Raw genomic sequence first — 20,518 nt, 5'->3', positions numbered from 1 at the left:
GTGGGATTAGAAATTAAAATCCGGCTAAAAAGCCGGATCAAAGTGGAAGATTTATGAAAGAATCTAACCCAGAGCTCTTAACTCAATCTCCGGGGAAGTATTAATTTCTCCATCTTCTGTGATAGCGGCTATACCGGCATTACACTGCAGCACGGCAATACTGCGCCCCTCTTCGTTGCGAATAAAAAGCAGCTCATAACCAAACTTTCCCAGGCTGCTGGCCGAGAATTTCTGGGCTAGAGACAACTTTGACCACCAAATCGACTGCTCCGGCGGCTCTTTTCTCCTTTCAAGTTCATGTTGCTTTTGCGAGGGCATAACATACTCCGACTGAAGAATTCAGACACCTTCATCTTTAACTATAGTCGAACAATAACGCAAATTAAACTAGCTAATTATAAAGGCAAGAGCATACTTAAATGGCCGTGGAGGCGAATTTTAAAGCATGTCATGGTGAGGACGGGAGCAGATAGAACATCCGCAACGCCCGAAATAGTCTATCGCATAGACAAACAACCCCAGGCCCGGTTTCTTGCTTCCAGCATCAACCGCCTCATGTCGCGCACCGCCTTGTCCAGGCTGTCGATAGCCGCTCTTGCGCTGTAATATGGGGAATGCATGGCCGGTATCGAGCCCAACACTCCCCGAAAACGCTATGACTTAGGCCCGGTTTCTTGCTTCCAGCATCAACCGCTTCATGTCGCGCACAGCTTTATCCAGGCCGTCGATAGCCGCTCTTGCGCTGTAATATGGGGAATGCATGGCCGGTATCGAGCCCAACACTCCCCGAAAACGCTATGACTTAGGCCCGGTTTCTTGCTTCCAGCATCAACCGCTTCATGTCGCGCACAGCTTTATCCAGGCCGTCGATAGCCGCTCTTGCGCTGTAATATGGGGAATGCATGGCCGGTATCGAGCCCAACACTCCCCGAAAACGCTATGACTTAGGCCTGGTTTCTTGCTTCCAGCATCAACCGCTTCATGTCGCGCACAGCTTTATCCAGGCCGTCGATAGCCGCTCTTGCTATGATGGCATGGCCAATATTCAATTCAATAATTTCTTCGATTGCAGCGACAGGCTTTACATTAAAGTAATTCAATCCGTGCCCGGCATTAACTTTAAGCCCCTGCTCGTGGGCATATTTGATCCCTTGTTTTAAACGTTCTAATTCCGCCATTTGCTCCTGCTCGGTAGTAGCATCGGCATAATGCCCGGTATGAATTTCAATATAAGGGGCCTTGCTTGCCACTGCAGCATCTATTTGTTTCATGTCGGCATCGATGAACAAACTGGTCTGGATACCCGTCGCCGTTAACCTGGCGACGGCATCGCTGATCTTATCCACTTGTCCCGCAACATCCAGGCCACCTTCGGTGGTTAATTCTTCGCGCTTTTCCGGCACCAGGCAACAGAATACCGGTTTAACCTCACAGGCAATCGCCAGCATTTCCTCGGTCACGGCCATTTCCAGGTTCATCCGGGTGTGCAGGGTTTGTTTCAGCACATAAATATCCCGATCTTGTATATGGCGTCTGTCTTCACGTAAATGCACCGTGATACCGTCGGCGCCGGCATGTTCGGCTACAGAGGCGGCATAAACGGGATCCGGGTAGTTCGTGCCCCGGGCCTCACGTAAGGTAGCGATATGATCAACATTAACACCGAGTAAAATTTCATTCATGACATGGTTTCTCTTTTTATAAACAGTTTCCGGCTATGTAAAGGTTTAGCGCCGAGTAACTCAGACAACACCTGGCGCATTAAGCGTTTAAAACAAAGTAAGGTTTCTTTAGCAGTAAAGTCCTGCCTGGCTATCGCCTGTAACGCCCCCTGGTGATAATTAGGGTAAAGCTTCTGATCTTGTGAGGGAACAAAACCCAGCTCAGGTTGATAATAAAAATAGCCGCTGGCAACTTCCATCACAGGGGTAAAATCCAGCGGAATCCCCAGTTCCTCCAGGAGAGCCAGTTCAAACTTTCTTAAGATAAGCTCAATGGGAGAAGCTGTAGTTAACGCCTCGAGACTGGCGTGATAGTTCAGGTATAATTCTTCGCAGGGCACATGCTCGGCCAGCAAACGGACCAGCAGTTCATTTAAATACATGGCGCTGTAGAGGTTATCACCGCTTAAAGGATAAGATTTGGCTGAGGCCTCAACCCGGCTGAGTCTTTTCAGGCTGCTGCGCCCTTTAAGCACAACCCTTATCGGAGTAAAAGGCTGTAATAAGCCACTTTTACTGGCTTTTGAAGATTTGTTCATATAGACAAGTGCAGCGACTTTACCGTCGTTTTCCGTCAGCAACTCCACCAGGTGCTGACTGTCCTTAAAAGGACGGCTGTGCAGTAAAAAAGCCCGCTGCTCTTGCGCTATCATAGTTGGCGGTTAACCCGAATAATCGTCACCGTATCCCAGGCTACGCAGGGCACGTTCGTCATCGGCCCAACCGGATTTTACCTTGACCCAGGTTTCAAGAAACACCTGCCGGTCAAACAAGGCTTCCATATCCCGGCGGGATTCCTGGCCTATGACTTTCAACTTTTCTCCTTTATTGCCGATAATCATGCGCTTCTGGCTGTTACGCTCCACCAGCACCAGGGCATTGATATGTAATACCCCTTTGTTATCGACTTTAAACTGCTCAATTTCTACCGTGGTAGAATAAGGCAGCTCATCCCCGGTAAAGCGGATCAGCTTTTCCCGGATAATTTCCGATGCCATAAAACGGCTGGAACGATCGGTAATATAATCTTCCGGGAACCAGAACTCCCCCTCAGGCAAAGCGTCCAGGCACAGGGACTTTATCTTGTCGACATTATCCCCTTTAGAAGCGGAGATCGGCACGATTTCCTGAAAATCATACAGGGCCCCTAATTTTTGCAAATGGGGCAACAGGGCTTCCTTATCCTGGACATTGTCAATTTTATTGACCACCAGGATACAAGGTACCTTGGTTTGCTTGATTTTATTCAGCACCAATTCGTCATCCGTGGTCCAGTGGGTGCCTTCTACCAGGAACACCACCAGTTCCACCTCGGCAATCGAGCTGCTGGCGGCACGGTTCATCAAACGGTTAATCGCCCGCTTCTCTTCGGTATGCAAACCGGGAGTATCCACTAAAATGGCTTGTTGGTTTTCTTCGGTTAAAATACCTAAGATGCGGTGCCGGGTGGTTTGCGGTTTGCGGGAAGTAATGCTGACTTTCTGGCCGAGCAAACTGTTAAGCAAGGTAGACTTACCGACATTGGGGCGGCCGACAATAGCAATCAGGCCGCAATTTGTTTCATCATTTGTCATGTGCGATCAACTCCAACACTTGCTGAGCAGCCGCTTGCTCCGCTTTGCGGCGGCTGGTACCTTTGGTAATAACTTCATTTTCCAGGACACTGGTGGTACAGCGCACGGTAAATTCCTGGTTATGGGACTGACCGCTGGTATGGATCACTTCATACAAAGGCAATTCGATTTTTCGTCCCTGTAAAAATTCCTGTAAACGGGTTTTAGGATCTTTTTGTTCATGGCCGGGTTTGATTTGCGCCAGGCGTTTGGCGAACCAGGTCAAAATCAGGGTACGGCAGGTGCCGATATCCGAGTCCAGATAGACGGCGCCGATAATGGCCTCCACCGCATCTTCGAGAATAGATTCCCGGCGATGGCCGCCGCTTTTTAACTCACCCGGCCCTAAAATCAGGTGATCGCCAAGCTGAAAATCTTTGGCAATTTCCGCCAGTGTCACTCCCTTTACCAGGCTAGAGCGCATCCGGGTGAGATCGCCTTCATTGTTTTTCGGAAATTTATCATATAAGGCTTCAGCTATCACAAAACCGAGAATGGAGTCGCCAAGGAACTCCAGGCGTTCATTGTGGGCCCCTTTGGCGCTGCGGTGCGTCAGCGCCTGGGTCAACAACTCAGGTTGCTTAAATTGATAACTGATCCTTTTCATCAGCCGGTTCATGGCCAGGGCATTCTTCATCACTATCAGTTAATTCCGCCTAATCGCTCAAAACGGACACCCGTAGGTATCCAGCTGGGTAAGAAGCTGTCCGGGCCGCGTTCAAAATCAAAGCTCATCCAGATAGCCACCGCTTCTCCGACAATATTTTCTTCCGGCACAAAGCCCCAAAAACGGCTGTCCAGGCTGTTATCCCGGTTATCACCCATCACAAAATACTGGCCTTGGGGGACGACAAATTCATCCGCCGCAGTCCCCGCCTGTTTAAAATAATTGGCCTTTCTCGGCAGGGTTTGTCCGTCAACCAGGATTTCATGGGTTCTACCCGGCATTTGCGAGCTATAACGGCTTAAATCTGAGATACCGTCATCATACTCCCCTTTTGCCTGGAAGTTTTGTGCCACAGGCTCAAACTCCGGACATTCGCTGGCGGCCTCAGTGCAGGCAGGTTTGATGTATAGCTGTTTATTGCGGTAGATGATACGGTCGCCGGGTAAGCCAATCACGCGCTTGATAAAGTCAATTTGCGGATCTACCGGGTATTTAAACACCATCACATCGCCGCGCTCAGGCTCAGAGACCTCAAAAAACTTCTGGCGCGCCACCGGATCCCTTAAGCCATAGGTATATTTATTCACCAGGATGAAATCACCGTCAAGCAAGGTCGGCATCATAGAGCCGGAAGGAATTTGAAAAGGCTCATACAAAAATGAACGCAAAACCAACACAAAAGCGATCACCGGAAAAATTTGTACCGATGTATCCACCAGCGCCGACGGCTCTGTGATACTGGCAATGGCTTCCTCGGACAGGGTGTCGTCACACTGGCTTTGCGCCGTGGCGAGTTTCAGCCTGCGCTGCGGCGCCAGGTAAAATTTATCCGCTACCCAGACAATTCCGGTGACTAAGGTAACGATCACTAAAAATATTGAAAAATAAACAGCCATAAGTTCCCTATTATTTATCTAACTTCAACACGGCTAAAAACGCTTCCTGGGGCACTTCAACATTCCCCACCTGCTTCATGCGCTTTTTACCTTCTTTTTGCTTCTGTAATAATTTCTTCTTACGGCTGACATCACCGCCGTAACATTTCGCGGTTACGTTTTTACGCAATTGTTTTACCGTGGTTCGGGCGATAATGTTGTTGCCTATTGCCGCCTGTATCGCGATATCAAACATCTGGCGGTGGATCAGCTCTTTAAGCTTTTCAACCAGCATACGTCCCCGGGCAACCGAGTTGGATCTGTGGGTGATCATCGCCAGGGCATCCACCCGGTCGCCATTGATCATCACATCGGCGCGCACCATGTCGGAAGCTTCAAAACGGACAAAATGATAATCCAGTGAGGCATAACCGCGGCTGGTGGATTTGAGTTTATCAAAGAAGTCCATCACCACCTCAGCCATAGGTAACTCATAGGTTACCGCCACCTGGTTGCCGTGGTAGATCAGATCTTTTTGCACACCGCGTTTTTCGATACACAAGGTAATCACATTACCCAGATGCTCCTGCGGTACCAGGATATTGGCCTGGACAATCGGCTCGCGAATTTCATCAATTTCATTCACCGGCGGCAAGTCTGCCGGGTTATCAACGGACAGGATCTTACCATTGGTGCAGGCCACTTCATAATTTACCGTCGGCGCCGTGGTGATCAAATCCAGATCGTATTCCCGCGCCAGCCGCTCCTGGATAATTTCCATATGCAGCATACCCAAAAAGCCGATACGGAAACCAAAACCAAGGGCTGAGGAGTTTTCCGGTTCAAAAAATAACGAGGCATCATTGAGGCTTAACTTGTTCAGGGCATCGCGGAAGTTTTCATAATCATCCGAGCTGATGGGGAAAACACCGGCATAGACCTGGGGCTGCACTTTCTTAAAGCCGGGTAAAGGCTCAGGTGCCTGCTGCTTGGCTATGGTCAGGGTATCCCCGACCGGGGCGCCGTGGATTTCTTTGATACCGGCAATAACAAAACCAACTTCACCGGTTTTCAAAATACCGGTTTCGGTTTGTTTCGGGGTGAAAATCCCCACTTTATCGATAATATGGGTTTGCCCGGTAGACATCACCAGCATTTTATCACCGGCTTTAATTTCGCCGTTCATCACCCGTACCAGGGAGACGACCCCCTGGTAGTTATCAAACCAGGAATCAACAATCAGGGCCTGTAAGTTCGCCTCGGGATCTCCCTCAGGAGCCGGCACATTGGCCACTATGGTTTCCAGCACATCTTCGATGCCGATACCGGTTTTTGCCGAACACGGCACGGCTTCGGTGGCATCAATGCCGATTATATCTTCAATTTCTTCACAAACACGATCAGGATCCGCCTGGGGCAAATCGATTTTATTGAGGATAGGCAAGACTTCCAGATCCATTTCGATCGCGGTATAACAGTTGGCCACGGTTTGCGCTTCCACCCCCTGACCGGCATCTACCACCAACAGGGCCCCTTCACAGGAAGCTAAAGAACGGGAAACTTCATAGGAGAAGTCCACATGGCCCGGGGTGTCGATAAAGTTTAGCTGGTAAGTTTCGCCGTCTTTGGCTTTATAGTTTAAGGTCACACTTTGTGCCTTAATGGTAATACCACGCTCACGTTCGATATCCATGGAGTCCAATACCTGAGCTTCCATTTCACGATCTTGCAAGCCTCCACAGTACTGAATTAAGCGGTCGGAAAGAGTTGATTTACCATGATCAATATGCGCTATGATCGAAAAATTTCGGATATTTTTCATAAATTGAAATTCAAATAAATAGGGTCGTTATAACAATAATGGCGAGATTTTAGCTAATTTAGCGCGCTGGGGCTATCTTTACTTAACAATTGTCGGGAGGATTTCTGTTACAGCAATTGTCTGCCCGGCACGGCGCAGAATTTCCGGTTGCAATAACCTGGCATTTTTCGAATTTTTTTGTCGATATTTTGCCAGCCGGTATCCGGCATAGCCGCCGGCAATACCAAGTAAAATAGCAAATATTTCATGAGTTAAAATGCCCTGCATCATCAGAAACTGACCCAGCGCAGAAGCAGCAATCAGCCCCGCCAAAGGCAAGAGATAGACCTGAGCGGCAACCTGCAAAAGCCCTTTTTCCGGTAAGCCCAGTACTACGGTATCCCCGACATTAAGGGGCAGCTTGCAAGAGACAACCAGGGTGAGTTTTTGTAAGGGAATAGCTTTGGCCACCTGGCCGCTGCCACAGTTATCCACTTGCTGGCAACTGCTGCAACTTGATTTGACCTGGCTTTCAAGGGTGACTTGATCTTGGTTGATGGCAACCACAGTTGCCATTTCTTCTATCATGCGGCTCTCGATTACTCTTCACCGCTCCCGACAAGAAAGCAGTGACTAAGATCAGTTAGTAAAAACAATGGAGTCGGCAATAGCCTTGGCAGTACTGGTCGGTATTTTACCCACCACACTGATCTCAAAGCCCGAAACCACCTGATTGAGGATCACGGTAGCGCCGTCCATCACATATTCTACCGCTCTTTGTTTATCAGAGCTAGTCCCGACATAAACAGAAACATCCACTAAGCCATCGTTAAACAGCATAAACTCAACCGGCTGCTTAGTCACGGGGATGCGGTGGCGATTCGCCTTCACCCGCTCAAATCCCGCCGGTAACCAGTTGACCCGCCAAGAAAACTTTTCATCCTGCGAGCTCTTGGGGATGTCTAAAACTTTCGGTAATTCGGTCGCCTGCAACTGCTGCAAACTTTCCGACGGGCTTTCTGTGATATCCAGATGGGTAAACTGTACCTGTTCCAGTAACTGGCCTTTGCGGCTGATGATGGCAAGCTTAAGCAATAAACCACTTTCCTGATCCAGCCACAGCCAGTGACCGAAGGTTTGTTGATCTTTGGGCACAATGCGCACCAGTTGCGCCGGACGTCCCAATACCCGGCTTCGCCCTACCGAGATAAAATCATAATGACCTTTTAGTTGATGGATATCTCCGCTGAGGATCGCCGGGATAGGGCCGCTTATCTGGGTCGATAACACCGAATAAGGAGGCAACTCGGGCTCAATATAGCTGACGATATTACCTTTACGTAATTTATCGCGCCGCGGGCCGTTTAATAACGCCAGGATTTCCAGCTCAACCCCTTCACTGCTGACACCATGAAACCAGTGATAGGGCTCTGCCTGATTATTCTTTACCACCACAAAAGAAGTGCTGAAGTTACGTTGTTGCAGTGCCTGGGAGAGTCGCTCAAGCCAGGAGATGGCCTGCTCATTTTCGGCGGCGAACACGGGCAAGCTGCCCGCCACCAAAAGTATAAAATAACCGATTAATTTCATTTATTTTTTTCTTCAGCCATATCCTGCTTGTTTTTTTCCTGCTGTGCTGCAGCGCTTGAATCAACACCTGTGGCACTTAATTTAATTTGCTGCTGATGATCCGACAATAACGCCTGAAAACGTCTGTGCTGCTCAACATAAGCCTGCTTCTGGGCCTCACGGCTGCTTGAGTGGGTATTATAACTGACCGGGTTGGCAATACCGCCAAAAGGTGCGGTCTGGATCACCTGGCTGGGGATAAGCTCTTCTTCGGTATTGGATTGCTGCCCGACGCCGAAAATCATCAAACCGGCAGCCGATGCCGCTATCGCCATTTGACCGGCAGGCTTGGCAAACTGCACGACTTTGGCTTTTAATGCCGCAAAAACCTGTCCTGACTCTTTAGGGGCTAACACGGTCGGCTCTTGCGCGATGGCCGCCGCTATCTCATCCGATAAATCCAACTCCAGCGCTTGCGGTACATCGTCACGGATCATGTCACCGATCAAATGATAACGCTGCCAGGCGTCAGACATCTCCTTATCCTTGACTATATCATCAAGTGCAGTGTCGTTTACCTGATAATTATCAACAAGCGATGATACTGACTCGAACTTAGTTTCACTCATATTTACACCTTTAATATAGCCTTAAAGTAGCGGCCGGATTTTTTTATCTATTGCATCACGCGCCCTGAAAATACGTGATCTTACCGTCCCGACGGGACACTCCATAATAGTGGCAATTTCTTCATAACTTAATCCCTCAAGTTCCCTGAGATTAATCGCGGTGCGCAAATCTTCAGGTAATTGCTCTATGGTATCGAATATAACTTTTTTGATTTCTTGCGTTAGTAAAAGTTTCTCCGGTGAAGCATTTTCTCTTAAGGCCTCACCACCATCATAAAATTCTGCATCTTCAATTTCGACATCTGATCCCGGCGGTTTACGCCCTTTGGCGACCATATGATTTTTCGCACAATTTACCGCAATCCGGTAAAGCCAGGTGTAATACGCACTATCCCCTCTAAAATTAGGCAAGGCGCGATACGCTTTAATAAAAGCTTCCTGGACTATATCCGCTACATCACTATGATTTTTGACATAACGGGAAACCAAATTGGCAACTTTATGCTGATATTTTCTCACTAGCAGGTTGTAAGCGTTTTTATCACCACGTTGCACCCGCTCAACCAGTTCCTGGTCGACGTTTTGTTCGCTCATTCGAGCCATATCTCCTAATAACCAATAAAATAAATAACATCTGGCTCATGGCAAACGCATCAAGTAGGACTGTGCATGTGCGAAAAAGTTCTAATAAAATCAAAAATAATTTGAATTTATTTTATATCATCCCTTTATTACTGTTCTGCATGACGATTAAGCGTTAATATTCACCAACTAAGTATAGGGTACCTGAAAATCAAAGATATATGAATAAACAACACAATTGTGACGTCTTAATTATCGGCAGTGGCGCAGCGGGATTAACCCTGGCATTACACCTGGCCAAAACCGCCGACGTAATCGTATTATGCAAGGGGCCCATCAATGAAGGTTCCACCTATTATGCCCAGGGAGGCATAGCCGCAGTCTTTGACAAAAATGACAGCATCGACTCCCATGTTTCAGACACCCTGATCGCCGGCGCCGGTTTATGTGAAGCCGACACGGTCAAATATACCGCAGAAAATGCCAAAGCCTGCCTGGAATGGCTGATAGAGCAAGGTGTTGATTTTGATCAGGAAAAAAATCATGACGGTAATATACGTTATCACCTGACCCGCGAAGGCGGCCACAGCCACAGACGCATTCTCCACGCCGCAGACGCCACCGGACAGGCGGTGCAAACCACGTTAGTCGATAAAGTGCGCCAGCATAACCGTATCCGCATTTTTGAACGTTACAATGCCGTTGATCTGATCAGAGATCAGGGCCAAGAAGGCAAAGAAAAATCCTGCATCGGTGCCTATATCTGGAACCGCAACAGTGAAAAGGTAGAAAGCGTTTTTGCCCACAAAACCATACTTGCCACAGGCGGTGCCAGTAAAGTCTATCAATACACATCCAACCCGGATGTCGCCAGCGGCGACGGGGTCGCCATGGCCTGGCGCGCCGGCTGCCGGGTGGCCAATATGGAATTTAACCAATTCCACCCCACTTGCCTGTTTCATCCGGATGCCGGTACTTTTCTGCTGACCGAAGCCTTAAGGGGCGAAGGCGCTATCCTCAGGCGTCCCGACGGTAGCCGCTTTATGCCAGAATTCGATGAAAGGGCCGAGCTGGCACCGCGGGATATAGTGGCCCGGGCAATTGATTATGAGATGAAACGTTTAGGCGCCGACTGCATGTACCTGGACATCAGCCATAAGTCCGCCGACTTTATCAAACAACACTTCCCGACCATCTATGAAAAAACCCTTTCCCTGGGGATAGATATGACCCAACAACCGATCCCGATCGTACCGGCGGCCCACTATACCTGTGGCGGTGTGATGGTGGATAAACATGGCCGCACCGATATCGCCAACCTCTACGGTATCGGCGAAGTCACCTATACCGGACTGCATGGCGCCAACCGCATGGCCAGCAACTCTTTGCTTGAATGCCTGGTCTTTGCCCGGGCAGCAGCACTGGATATCAGCCAGTCTTTACCCCATTGCCATGGCACCAAGTGCCTGCCTCCCTGGGATGAAAGCCGGGTCACAGACTCAGATGAAGAAGTAGTGATCCAGCATAACTGGCATGAGTTAAGGTTATTTATGTGGGATTATGTCGGCATCGTCCGGACCACAAAACGTTTAGAGCGGGCATTACACAGGGTAGAGTTATTACAAAGGGAAATAAGTGACTATTACCGTCACTTTAAAGTCAGCAATAATTTGCTGGAATTAAGAAACCTAGTGCAGGTTGCCGAACTCATTATCCGCAGCGCGATGCAGCGAAAAGAAAGCCGGGGCTTACATTATACCTTAGATTATCCCGAGCTCAGCCCCGAGGCCAAAGCAACCATACTAAACCCGGAGTCTGCCAACAAGTAAGCCAATCGCTCAGCAGACAGCTAAGGCAATAAAGCACAGCAAACCGTTAATTCAGGGTCTGACGTTCCAGGCCCTTTTCCCTTGCCTGATGCTGCTTTAATGACAGGACCACGCGGCTTAAGCGGGCAAAGTCTTGCGCTGATACACGGTTTTTAAAGATAAAATAACTGCTGATAACAGGCTTAGCTGCCACTGTCTTTCTCCTGCTTGACCCAACGGGAATTTCAAAGAGCTCGTCCGTTAAAATCAGCCAGCAACCGGCAAATCCTATCCGGCTGCTAGTGGCTAATTTCAGCACCGGTCCCTGGTCAAAACGGCAATAGCCATCAGCGGATATCATCAAAGAACAGGTTAACCTGCGGCTATCTTTTTTTAAATTTCCTGATAAAAAACACGCATACAGGCAGAGCAGACAAAAGACAATAAAGGCAGTGAACATCAAGGCTTGTGCCGATACCGGCAACAGCAGGATAACAATAACAAAGCTGATCACGGCGTATTGGCGGTAGTGATTAACGGAAGAAAAAATAGAGATGACAAAAGGGGAGCGAGTATTAACCAGGCAATTCCAGGGGCCAAAACTGTCACTCATCGCCAGTCCCGCCCCCATCAACGAAGTTAAAACTTAAACTTTTACCCTGTTCAGAATAAGCTGCACCATGCTGTTAAGCTCAGGATCTTCACAACTTTCATGTCCCATAAACCAGGCAAAAAGCTCAGGATCTTCACAGGTTAACAAGCGCTCAAAAATGACTTGTTCCTGCTCAGAGAGTTGATCATAAGCCTCATCCACGAAAGGCATAAACAGCACATCCAGCTCTAACATTCCACGACGACACGCCCACTTCAAACGGGCTTTTTTATTAACCAACGACATAAAACACCATAAAAGTTTAACATTAGCCATATTCTATCAATTTCACCAAGAAAAAACGCGGCTGATCCTTGTTTTTTTTTTAATTGCCCTCATTGCTATAGTAATTAATTTCCAGGCTTTTAAAACTCTATGACTATTGATCCTTCCCTGCCGGCCATTGAGCAACTTCCCGACGCTTTTCTTATAGCATTAACCGATTACAGTGCCATCTCCTTATCCGGGGAAGAGCAAAGTAAATATCTGCAAGGCCAGGTGACCTGTGATGTCAACGAAATCCATGAACATAGCCTGACAATCGGCGCCCACTGCAATGCCAAGGGCAAAGTGCTCTCGGTGTTCCGCCTCCTTAACCACAAAGGCGCACACCTGTTGCTGCAACCCAAAAGCAGCCTGGCGGCATCGCTGGCGGAATTACAAAAATTTGGTGTTTTTGCCAAGGTCGAAATTAACGAGAGTAATGACCTTAGCTTTTATGCCTTGGCCGGCAACAAAGCAGAAGCAGAGATCCAAAAAATCTACCCGCAAGTGCCGGACAACATGACCCCTGTGGTACAAAACGGCGATACTACTTTGGTTTACCTGCCGGGAGAAATCACACGCTATTTGCTTATCGGCCCGCAGGAGCAGCTCACTAAAGCCACAGAGCCTCTGGCATTACCCCTTTACTCCTCCCCTTTATGGGATTTAATAGAAATAACCGAAGGATTTCCTATACTGGAGCAACACGCCCTACTCGAATATGTGCCGCAAATGTTGAACCTGCAAGCCATTAACGGCATCAGCTTTACCAAAGGCTGCTATCTGGGACAAGAAACCGTTGCCAGAATGCAATACCTGGGGAAAAATAAGCGCGCCTTATACTCACTGACAACACAGCAGGGCTCGGCGCAATCCGGCAACATTATCGAACAGCAACTGGGTGAAAACTGGCGCAAGGCGGGTGATATTTTGACAGCTTACCGGGCAGATAGCGGACAAACCTATATCCAGGCGGTGCTGGCAACAGATATAGACGCCGATACGCCGCTGAGAATAAAAGAACAGCCGCAGACTTCATTGTCTGTTGCAGCCTTACCCTATTCGTTGGCCAAATAAACAGAACACAAATATTTTAATCCACTTAACAAACCAGGAATTCACATGAAAATTAGTAGCAACAAAGTCGTTGTCATGCATTATGCCGTATCCGACAGTGAAGGCACTTTAATAGACAGCTCATACGACCACCAGCCTTTGGCGGTTATTCATGGCACAGGTTACCTGATCCCTGGATTGGAAGATGCCCTGCTCGATCACCAGGTTGGCGATAAATTTGAAGTGGCGGTAAAAGCAGAGCAAGCTTATGGCGAGCGCAACGATAACTTTGTCCAGAATGTTCCTAAAGCTATGTTTGAAGGCATAGAAGATCTGGATGTCGGCACTCAGCTGCGGGCAACCACAGATGACGGCGAACAAACCGTTATTGTCATCGATATCAGTGATGATGAAATCACCGTAGACGGCAATCACCCGTTAGCCGGCATAGATCTCAATTTCGATGTGGAAATTCTTGAAGTCAGAGATGCTACCGAAGAAGAATTAAGCCACGGCCATGTGCACGGTGAAGGCGGCTGCGGCCATAGCCATTAATGCTTGCTACTTGTTGGCATCCATGTCTCCCCAGCTTTGTCTACAGGGACTCTAGGTACTTAACTTACGTCAGGAACATGTAAGTTGACCCTTCGTCCTGAACATCACTGCTTTTTGACATCCATGTCACCGCAGCATTGCCTACAGGGACTGTAGGTACTTAACTTACGTCAGGAACATGTAAGTTGACCGTTCGTCCTGAACATTGCTGTTCTTTGACATCCATGTCATCACAGCATACAGTTCGTCCTGAACATAAAAAAACGCTCTGTTGAGCGTTTTTTTATCATTCCCGTTTATCCATTAAAAAATGGAGCGGAACGAGGAACGACCCGAACGCCTGGTGCTGCGACGGTGGCGCAAACGGCTGTGTAATTCGCGTCGTTTTGAGTCCAACCATTCTTCCCGGGTAATCGGATTATCACCGGCTCTGACCTCTTCACGCTCACGGTAAGCGCAAAACTCTTCAAAGGCGTCAATATCGTCCTGTAATTCTTCGGCGACTAGCTCGATCATTATGGCGTCATCAAGGAAGCCCAGCACCGGGATATGATCCGGTACTAAATCTTCGGGCTCACTGAAATAAGCCAAAGCACTCAGCACATCGGCGCGCTCTTCTTCCGGCAATTTCCATTCGCTGTCTTCGATCATGGCCACTAAGGTTTCTAACTTCTTCAGACGCAAACGGACAAATTCCGGCACATTGCCTTTAACATCACCACTAAGGTTTTTTGCATTGCTTAAAATCTGACTTTCATCCAAGGCCTTAGTGCCTGCCTGTGCCTTTCTCATTACTTCACGAAAGTACTCCAGATCCGACTCTTCCAACTCGAATTTAACTTCAAATGCCATGTTTATCTCCTGGCTGTTATTCATGATTGACACTTACTCATTTAATCTATCAGAACAAGGGCCATCCGGCACTAAAGAACTGGAAATATTTTTGTTTTTTCTTCTTTGTCTCTATGACATTGCCAGCAACAAGTGACTTATTTTTTAAGACTTTATCAAAAATATTCCCATCCAGGAGAAATGTCTATTCTATACTCAATGAGTGACGGCTTAGGGATCCCAGGATGAAAGCGGAAATTAACGGATATCAGTTACAGGAACAAATATATCAAAGTGCAAGCTCCCTCATCTTTCGCGCTATCAGAAAAAAAGACCGCCAGGGGGTTATCCTTAAATTCCTAAACCAAGACTTACCGAGCGCCAAAGCACTTACCCGCTATAAGCAGGAATATAAAACCTTAAGCCACTTATCAAGTTCCCGGGTCATCGCTATTTATGATTTAGTCACCAGCGGGGAAAAACCTGTGCTGGTATTAGAAGACTTTCATGGCCTTTCATTACAGTCCCTGTTAGCACAGCGCTCCTTTTCAACACAGGACAAGCTCTACTATTGTCTTGAGATCTGTAAAGCATTAGCAGATATCCACGAACAAAATATTATCCATAAAGCCCTCTGCCCTGATCATGTTGTGATCAATCCCGCGACACGGCAAATCAAAATCATTGATTTCTCCATGGCATCTGAGTTCAACCGTGAAGCCCCGGCATTAAAAGCCGGTGAACAGTTAACGGGCAATCTCGCTTATCTGGCACCGGAACAGTCAGGGCGTATGAACCGTTTACTGGACTATCGCGGCGATTATTATGCTTTGGGCGGAATCATCTATTTGCTTTTTACCGGCCGCCTTCCTTTTGAGGATAAAGATCCGCTGGAGTTAATCTACAGCCATATGGCCAAACCGCCACCGCCCCCGACCTCAGTGAATAAAGACGTGCCTGAGGTCATCTCAGATATCTGTTTGAAACTATTGGCGAAAGATGCAGAACAAAGATACCGGTCCGCCAGCGGCATCATACATGATCTGCAGCTATGCCTTGAACAGGCTAACAAAGGACAACCCCTTAAGCGTTTTTCCCTGGCGGGTGAAGATCATCCGCACCAGCTGCAAATCTCGCAAAAAATATATGGCCGGAGCCGGCAAATTGAACAAGTGCAGCAGAAACTGCAAGACATCAACCGGGGCCAGGTTGCCATTTTGTTGGTCAGCGGAGAGTCTGGCATCGGAAAAACTACCCTGATACAGGAAGCCTGTCCCTCCCTGACCACCTTTAAGGGACATTTTATCCGGGGAAAATTCAGCCGATACACTAAAAATATTCCCTATTCCGCCTTTATTTATGCCTTTAAACAATTGATCACCATCCTACTCAGCAGCTCCAGGCAGCAACTGCTGGGGTGGAAAACCAGGATAAATAATGCCCTGGGCAGTAATAGCCAGGTATTAACCAATTTAATACCTGAACTGAAACTGATCACAGGCGAGCCACCCCCTCTACCCGAGCTGGGTCCCAGGGAGAATGAAAACCGCTTCAAACAGGTATTAAAAAAATTTATCCGGGTGCTTTGCCAACCAGAGCATCCGCTGCTCATCTTTATCGACGACCTACAATGGCTGGATATGGCATCAGGCCAATTAATCCAGTCCCTGTTGCTGGATAAAAACCTGGGTTATCTCTGCTTACTCGGCGCCTACCGAAAAACTGAGCCTGGTGAGAATCATGCTTTAGACACCCTGATGAGTCAACTTAACACCAACAAGGCGGAGTCAACGACCATCTCCCTTCCGCCCCTATCCCTGGAGGATATCAAACATTTCCTGGCCGATAGCCTGGTTAGCAAAACAGAAAATATCACAGAACTGGCCCGGTTAACCAAGGAGAAAACCTTAGGTAATCCTTTTTTTATCAAGGAATTTATCACTGAACTTTACCGGAAGAATTTCATCAATTTCGATGAGCAACAAAAAAGCTGGCAATGGGAGCTCAAAAAGATCACTTCCGCCAATATCACAAGTAACGTCATCAACTTTATGGTGGCGAAGTTAAAGGAACTGCCAGAGCACACCCTGGAATTATTAAAACTGGCGTCATGTGCCGGCAGCAAGTTTAACCTTAACACCCTGGCAACCATCAACAAAACCTCTCCGGAGCAGAGCTATCAAGATCTATTGCCGGCACTTAAGGCCCGGCTGATTCAGCCCTTATCCGAACCGGAATTATCAAGCCAGGCACTGGTCTCTGCCCGGCTGTTGATTTTTAAACTAAAATTTCTCCATGACAAGATACAGCAGGCGGCCTACTCCCTGCTGACGGCCCAGCAGAAACAGCTGATACATTATAACCTCGGCTGCTTACTGTTCGAGCGCGGCAACCCCAGTAATGAACAACTATTTGAAGAAGTAGCCCACCTGAACTTGGGGGCAGCACTGATCACCAACCCCTTCGGTATCATAGAAGTGATCGAATTAAATATGAAAGCGGCCACCATAGCACGCGCTTCAGGCGCTTATCAGACATCCGCCGAGCTGTGTCGACAGGCCCGAAAGCTGCTGTCGGAAAATAGCTGGTCATCCCATTTTGATCTGACCTTTACCGTCTACCTGGCATTAATTCAAGCCGAGTACTTATCCGGGCACTTTGACCGTGCCGATAGCTTATACCCAGTGGTGCTTAACCAGATCAAGGAAAAAAAGGATCTGCTGGAGCTTTATGCCAGCAAAATGATGCAGACAAACCTCAGCGGTGATTTTACCCAGGCAATTACTTCGGGACAAAGAGGCTTAGGCCTGCTTGGCATTGAATTTCCCGAAAATGAAAAATTGGCGGAGAAGCTCTTTTTACATGAACACCACGGTATTAAAAAACTCAGCAGCTTATCCGAGAAAGAAATAAAGCAAGCCGCCTTAAGCACAAGCACTGATACTGCACCCCGGGATTCGGACGATGAAATAAAGTATGCCATGAAACTCCTGAGCTACCTTTGGATGCCGGTTTATTTTCTCGGGCGGGTCAACACCCTGGGCTGGCTCTCCGCCAAAATGACAGCGTTAAGCCTGACGCAGGGTAATAACGAATATTCGGCTTATGGTTATATGAACTACGCCTTTACGCTCTATTCCCTCCAGGAGGACCCTCAACTGGCAAACCAATTTTCCCAACGCGCGTTAGAGCTTATAACCACATATGATAATAATGAAATTAAAGGGAAAGTGTTAATGCTCTCGGGCGCCAGTGGACACTGGCATAGTCCGCTTGAAGCACAGGAAGCAACCTTTCAACGTGCTTTTGATTACTCCTTAGAGTGCGGTGATTTTACTACCGCAGGTTATAGCGCCATCTGGCTGCTGGTGACCGGTTTTTTCAGCGGCAAACATTTCGAGCAGCTTGCCCGGGAAGCAGCCGATTTCTACCAATTCTATCTCGAGCATGAATCCGGGCATTTGCAGGAGTTATTTTTACCCTTTGCCAGCCAGCTGCTGACAAGCCTGTCCGGGGTTTCATCTTTTGATTTAAAGATAGGTGCGGCATTCAATCAGGATATCTTTCTTACTAAGCATCAGCATAACCCGGTCGCTTTGGGCTTTTATTATAGCGCCAGACTTTACCGGATTTTGCTGCTGGAGCAGACACAAACACCGGAGCAAGCCATTTCCTGGTGTGAACAGGGCAATCGCTTTAATCCCGGCACTATACTGATCCCCTTTAACAACTTCCATCTCAGCCTGATTTTAACCGGCAACTTTAATCTGTATAGCAATGAAGAACAAAAGAAAAAGGCCCGGAATAAGATCAACAGCCTACTCAGGCAAATGAAAAACTGGAGTGAGTTAACTCCGGCTAATTATTTACATAAATACCTGCTGATGTCGGCCGAATCTGCTCGGATTTCTGGAGAAAACCACAGTCATGTCATGCAAAAATATGAAGCCGCCATTTCGGCATTAGAGCAAACCCGGTATAAGCATTACCTGGCACTGGCAAATAAATGTTATGCCGGCTATTTGCAACACAAGGGGCATATAAAAATTGCCGCCATGTACCTGCAACAAGCCCTCTACCTTTATCAAGGCTGGGGCTTTGCCAATCCCGTCAGGCAAATTAAAGAGCACTATACCCGGTTAATGCCGCTCCCGGCTCAAGCGCCGCTGTCCATACCCGAAGACAACAACCAGGTGCCGCTTGATAGCCAGCTCCTGGATAAACTCCACCAGGTGCTTGCCGGAGAAAGTAATCAGAAAAAACAGCTACAACAATTAATTTGCCTGACCGCCGAAAATGCCGGCGCCGACAAGGCCATCTTGATATTACTGGAGCAAAACAGCGAACACTGGTTTATCGAAGCACAATATCAGCTTAAAGAGCCGCAAGCTGATATCCGGGTACTGCAACATGCCTCCCCGGATAAGGATAAAATACCGCTGTCCCTAATCGAATATAATCTTCGCCTGGGTAAAGATCTCTTGCTTGCCAATCCCCACCAGCAAAGCCAATTTAGCCAAGACAGCTATATAAAAGCACATCAACCCGGCTCAATTCTCTGCTGCGCTTTATTCAACCAGGGAAAGGTAACCGGCCTGATATACCTGGAAAATAAAGCCTCCAGCTACGCTTTTACTCGCAAGCACCTGACCAGCTTAAAACTGGTGGCGGGGTTTTCGGCGATACAGCTGGAAAATGCCCGTCTGAATCAAGAGCTTGAAACCAGGGTAACAAATCAAATCCAGGCATTAAAATTTAAAGCCGACTTTGCTTCCCTGTTGGCTGAATTATCACGCCAGCTAACCGGCTTGCCGCCAGATGAATGCGACAAAGAAATTGCCAGGGCACTCGCCGTGTTAGGCAGTTTTTGCAAGTTCGATCATATCTACATCTACCTTAACAAAGGTAAAATACTGAAAATCGCCCACTGTTGGCAGTTAAAAACCGGCAGGCTACCACTTGATATCCATATCGCCAGGCACAAAAATTTCATCCGGTTACTTGAGGAAAAAAACTGTTTTTGCTTTAGGTCACTAACGGAAATCCCCGCCTGCGCAGCGGATTTCAATCAGGCCCTGGCCCAATATCAATTTAACTCTGGGGTCATCATCCGCTTATCGGATAAAGTGAAAAACCCGGGCTTTATCGCATTTGACAGCACTACCAACAGCCATGCCTGGACGGATCCGGAAATTGCTTTACTTAAAACAGCCGCCGGCATCTTCGCCAGCGCCCTGGAAAACAACGCACTGGCTCAACAACTCAAGCAGGCACAAACGGCATTGCTCAAAACAGAACATCAACTAAACCAGAATATCCAGCAGGATGAGCTTACCGGGCTCCATAACCGGGTATTCTTCCACCGGCAATTGGCTTTGGAAATAACACGCGCCGCAAGAAACCAGCGCTATCTGTCAATAATTTTGCTGGATATTGATTACTTCAGCCGTTATAACGACAGCTGCGGCCATATCGCCGGGGACGAAGCCCTGATCAAAGTTGCCCGCAGCATAGAAAAGTTACTGAAACGCTCGGGGGAAAGTGTCGCCCGTTTTAGCGGAGAAGAGTTTGCCATTATCCTCCCGGAAACCGACTTAAGCCATGCCCATAAAACCGCAACCTTATTATGCAAGGGGATCCGCAGATTAAAAATCCCCCATCCCTGCTCTGATGCTTCAGAAGTATTAACCGTCAGTCTGGGCATAGCGACAACTAAAGCCAGAGTACAAACCTCAGCACAAGCCATGCTCAGTGTCGCGGACAAAGCCCTTTACCAGGCAAAAACCAATGGCCGTAACCGCTTTGCCGCCATAGAGCTGGAAAGTGACCATTATGCCGTGCCAAAGCAAGGGGCTTAGTCATCTTGCTAAAATCCATAACACTTTATTGGCAAAC

Annotated in this window: 18 protein-coding genes; 4 read left to right on the top strand and 14 right to left on the bottom strand. The window is 47.9% G+C overall.

The window, feature by feature from the left end:
* Positions 1-63: 63 nt before the first annotated feature.
* From QL234_RS01530 to rpoE, 11 genes are all read right to left on the bottom strand, one after another.
* Entirely contained in the window at positions 64-318 is a 255-nt protein-coding gene (locus QL234_RS01530; protein ID WP_044834721.1) for a hypothetical protein, read from the bottom strand.
* 626 nt (positions 319-944) lie between these two features.
* On the bottom strand, positions 945-1,682 hold the full coding sequence (gene pdxJ, locus QL234_RS01525) for a pyridoxine 5'-phosphate synthase (RefSeq protein ID WP_281556105.1): 738 nt from the start codon (positions 1,680-1,682) through the stop codon (positions 945-947).
* On the bottom strand, positions 1,679-2,374 hold the full coding sequence (gene recO / locus QL234_RS01520) for a DNA repair protein RecO (RefSeq protein WP_281556104.1): 696 nt from the start codon (positions 2,372-2,374) through the stop codon (positions 1,679-1,681). Before recO ends, pdxJ begins: the two co-directional genes overlap by 4 nt.
* A 9-nt stretch (positions 2,375-2,383) precedes the next feature.
* Positions 2,384-3,295, bottom strand: a complete 912-nt coding sequence (gene era / locus QL234_RS01515; RefSeq protein ID WP_281556103.1) for a GTPase Era — start codon at positions 3,293-3,295, stop codon at positions 2,384-2,386.
* Entirely contained in the window at positions 3,285-3,971 is a 687-nt protein-coding gene (rnc, locus tag QL234_RS01510; RefSeq protein ID WP_201777825.1) for a ribonuclease III, read from the bottom strand. Before rnc ends, era begins: the two co-directional genes overlap by 11 nt.
* A gap of 5 nt (positions 3,972-3,976) precedes the next feature.
* A complete protein-coding gene (gene lepB / locus QL234_RS01505) occupies positions 3,977-4,897 on the bottom strand; it encodes a signal peptidase I (protein ID WP_281556102.1) in 921 nt (306 codons plus the stop codon).
* Between the two features lie 10 nt (positions 4,898-4,907).
* Positions 4,908-6,698, bottom strand: coding sequence for a translation elongation factor 4 (gene lepA / locus QL234_RS01500; RefSeq protein WP_281556101.1), 1,791 nt, complete (start codon positions 6,696-6,698; stop codon positions 4,908-4,910).
* A 78-nt stretch (positions 6,699-6,776) separates the two neighbouring features.
* Complete coding sequence (locus QL234_RS01495) at positions 6,777-7,265, bottom strand: SoxR reducing system RseC family protein (RefSeq protein WP_281556100.1); 489 nt, start codon at positions 7,263-7,265, stop codon at positions 6,777-6,779.
* Positions 7,266-7,316: 51 nt separating this feature from the next.
* On the bottom strand, positions 7,317-8,267 hold the full coding sequence (locus QL234_RS01490; RefSeq protein ID WP_281556099.1) for a MucB/RseB C-terminal domain-containing protein: 951 nt from the start codon (positions 8,265-8,267) through the stop codon (positions 7,317-7,319).
* Positions 8,264-8,875: an RseA family anti-sigma factor gene (locus QL234_RS01485; RefSeq protein WP_281556098.1), complete on the bottom strand. Its 612-nt coding sequence runs from the start codon at positions 8,873-8,875 to the stop codon at positions 8,264-8,266. Before QL234_RS01485 ends, QL234_RS01490 begins: the two co-directional genes overlap by 4 nt.
* Before the next feature lie 21 nt (positions 8,876-8,896).
* Complete coding sequence (gene rpoE / locus QL234_RS01480) at positions 8,897-9,469, bottom strand: RNA polymerase sigma factor RpoE (protein WP_044834713.1); 573 nt, start codon at positions 9,467-9,469, stop codon at positions 8,897-8,899.
* 209 nt (positions 9,470-9,678) lie between these two features.
* On the opposite strand from rpoE, the gene nadB reads away from it, so the two are divergent.
* Positions 9,679-11,286, top strand: a complete 1,608-nt coding sequence (gene nadB, locus QL234_RS01475; RefSeq protein ID WP_281556097.1) for an L-aspartate oxidase — start codon at positions 9,679-9,681, stop codon at positions 11,284-11,286.
* A 46-nt stretch (positions 11,287-11,332) separates the two neighbouring features.
* Here nadB and QL234_RS01470 read toward each other — a convergent pair whose 3' ends face one another.
* Together QL234_RS01470 and QL234_RS01465 are read right to left on the bottom strand one after the other, a co-directional pair.
* Positions 11,333-11,878 (bottom strand): hypothetical protein, encoded by a 546-nt coding sequence (locus tag QL234_RS01470; protein WP_281556096.1) that lies wholly within the window; start codon positions 11,876-11,878, stop codon positions 11,333-11,335.
* A 33-nt stretch (positions 11,879-11,911) separates the two neighbouring features.
* Positions 11,912-12,163 (bottom strand): succinate dehydrogenase assembly factor 2, encoded by a 252-nt coding sequence (locus QL234_RS01465; RefSeq protein ID WP_281556095.1) that lies wholly within the window; start codon positions 12,161-12,163, stop codon positions 11,912-11,914.
* A gap of 129 nt (positions 12,164-12,292) precedes the next feature.
* Between QL234_RS01465 and ygfZ the strand changes: the two genes are divergently transcribed.
* The gene (gene ygfZ, locus QL234_RS01460; RefSeq protein WP_281556094.1) at positions 12,293-13,258 is read left to right on the top strand and encodes a tRNA-modifying protein YgfZ; all 966 of its coding nucleotides are present in this window, start codon (positions 12,293-12,295) and stop codon (positions 13,256-13,258) included.
* Between the two features lie 45 nt (positions 13,259-13,303).
* Entirely contained in the window at positions 13,304-13,792 is a 489-nt protein-coding gene (locus QL234_RS01455) for a peptidylprolyl isomerase (RefSeq protein ID WP_281556093.1), read from the top strand.
* A 303-nt stretch (positions 13,793-14,095) separates the two neighbouring features.
* Here the strand turns inward: QL234_RS01455 and QL234_RS01450 are convergent, their stop codons facing one another.
* Positions 14,096-14,644 (bottom strand): YkvA family protein, encoded by a 549-nt coding sequence (locus tag QL234_RS01450; protein WP_281556092.1) that lies wholly within the window; start codon positions 14,642-14,644, stop codon positions 14,096-14,098.
* A 224-nt stretch (positions 14,645-14,868) separates the two neighbouring features.
* Between QL234_RS01450 and QL234_RS01445 the strand changes: the two genes are divergently transcribed.
* Entirely contained in the window at positions 14,869-20,481 is a 5,613-nt protein-coding gene (locus QL234_RS01445) for a diguanylate cyclase (RefSeq protein ID WP_281556091.1), read from the top strand.
* The last annotated feature ends 37 nt before the right edge of the window (positions 20,482-20,518 follow it).

The organism is Thalassomonas sp. RHCl1, from assembly GCF_947387555.1.
Taxonomy (GTDB): Bacteria; Pseudomonadota; Gammaproteobacteria; order Enterobacterales; family Alteromonadaceae; genus Thalassomonas.
Note: the sequence above shows the minus strand (reverse complement) of the source record. Positions and strands in the feature narration are given on the sequence as shown.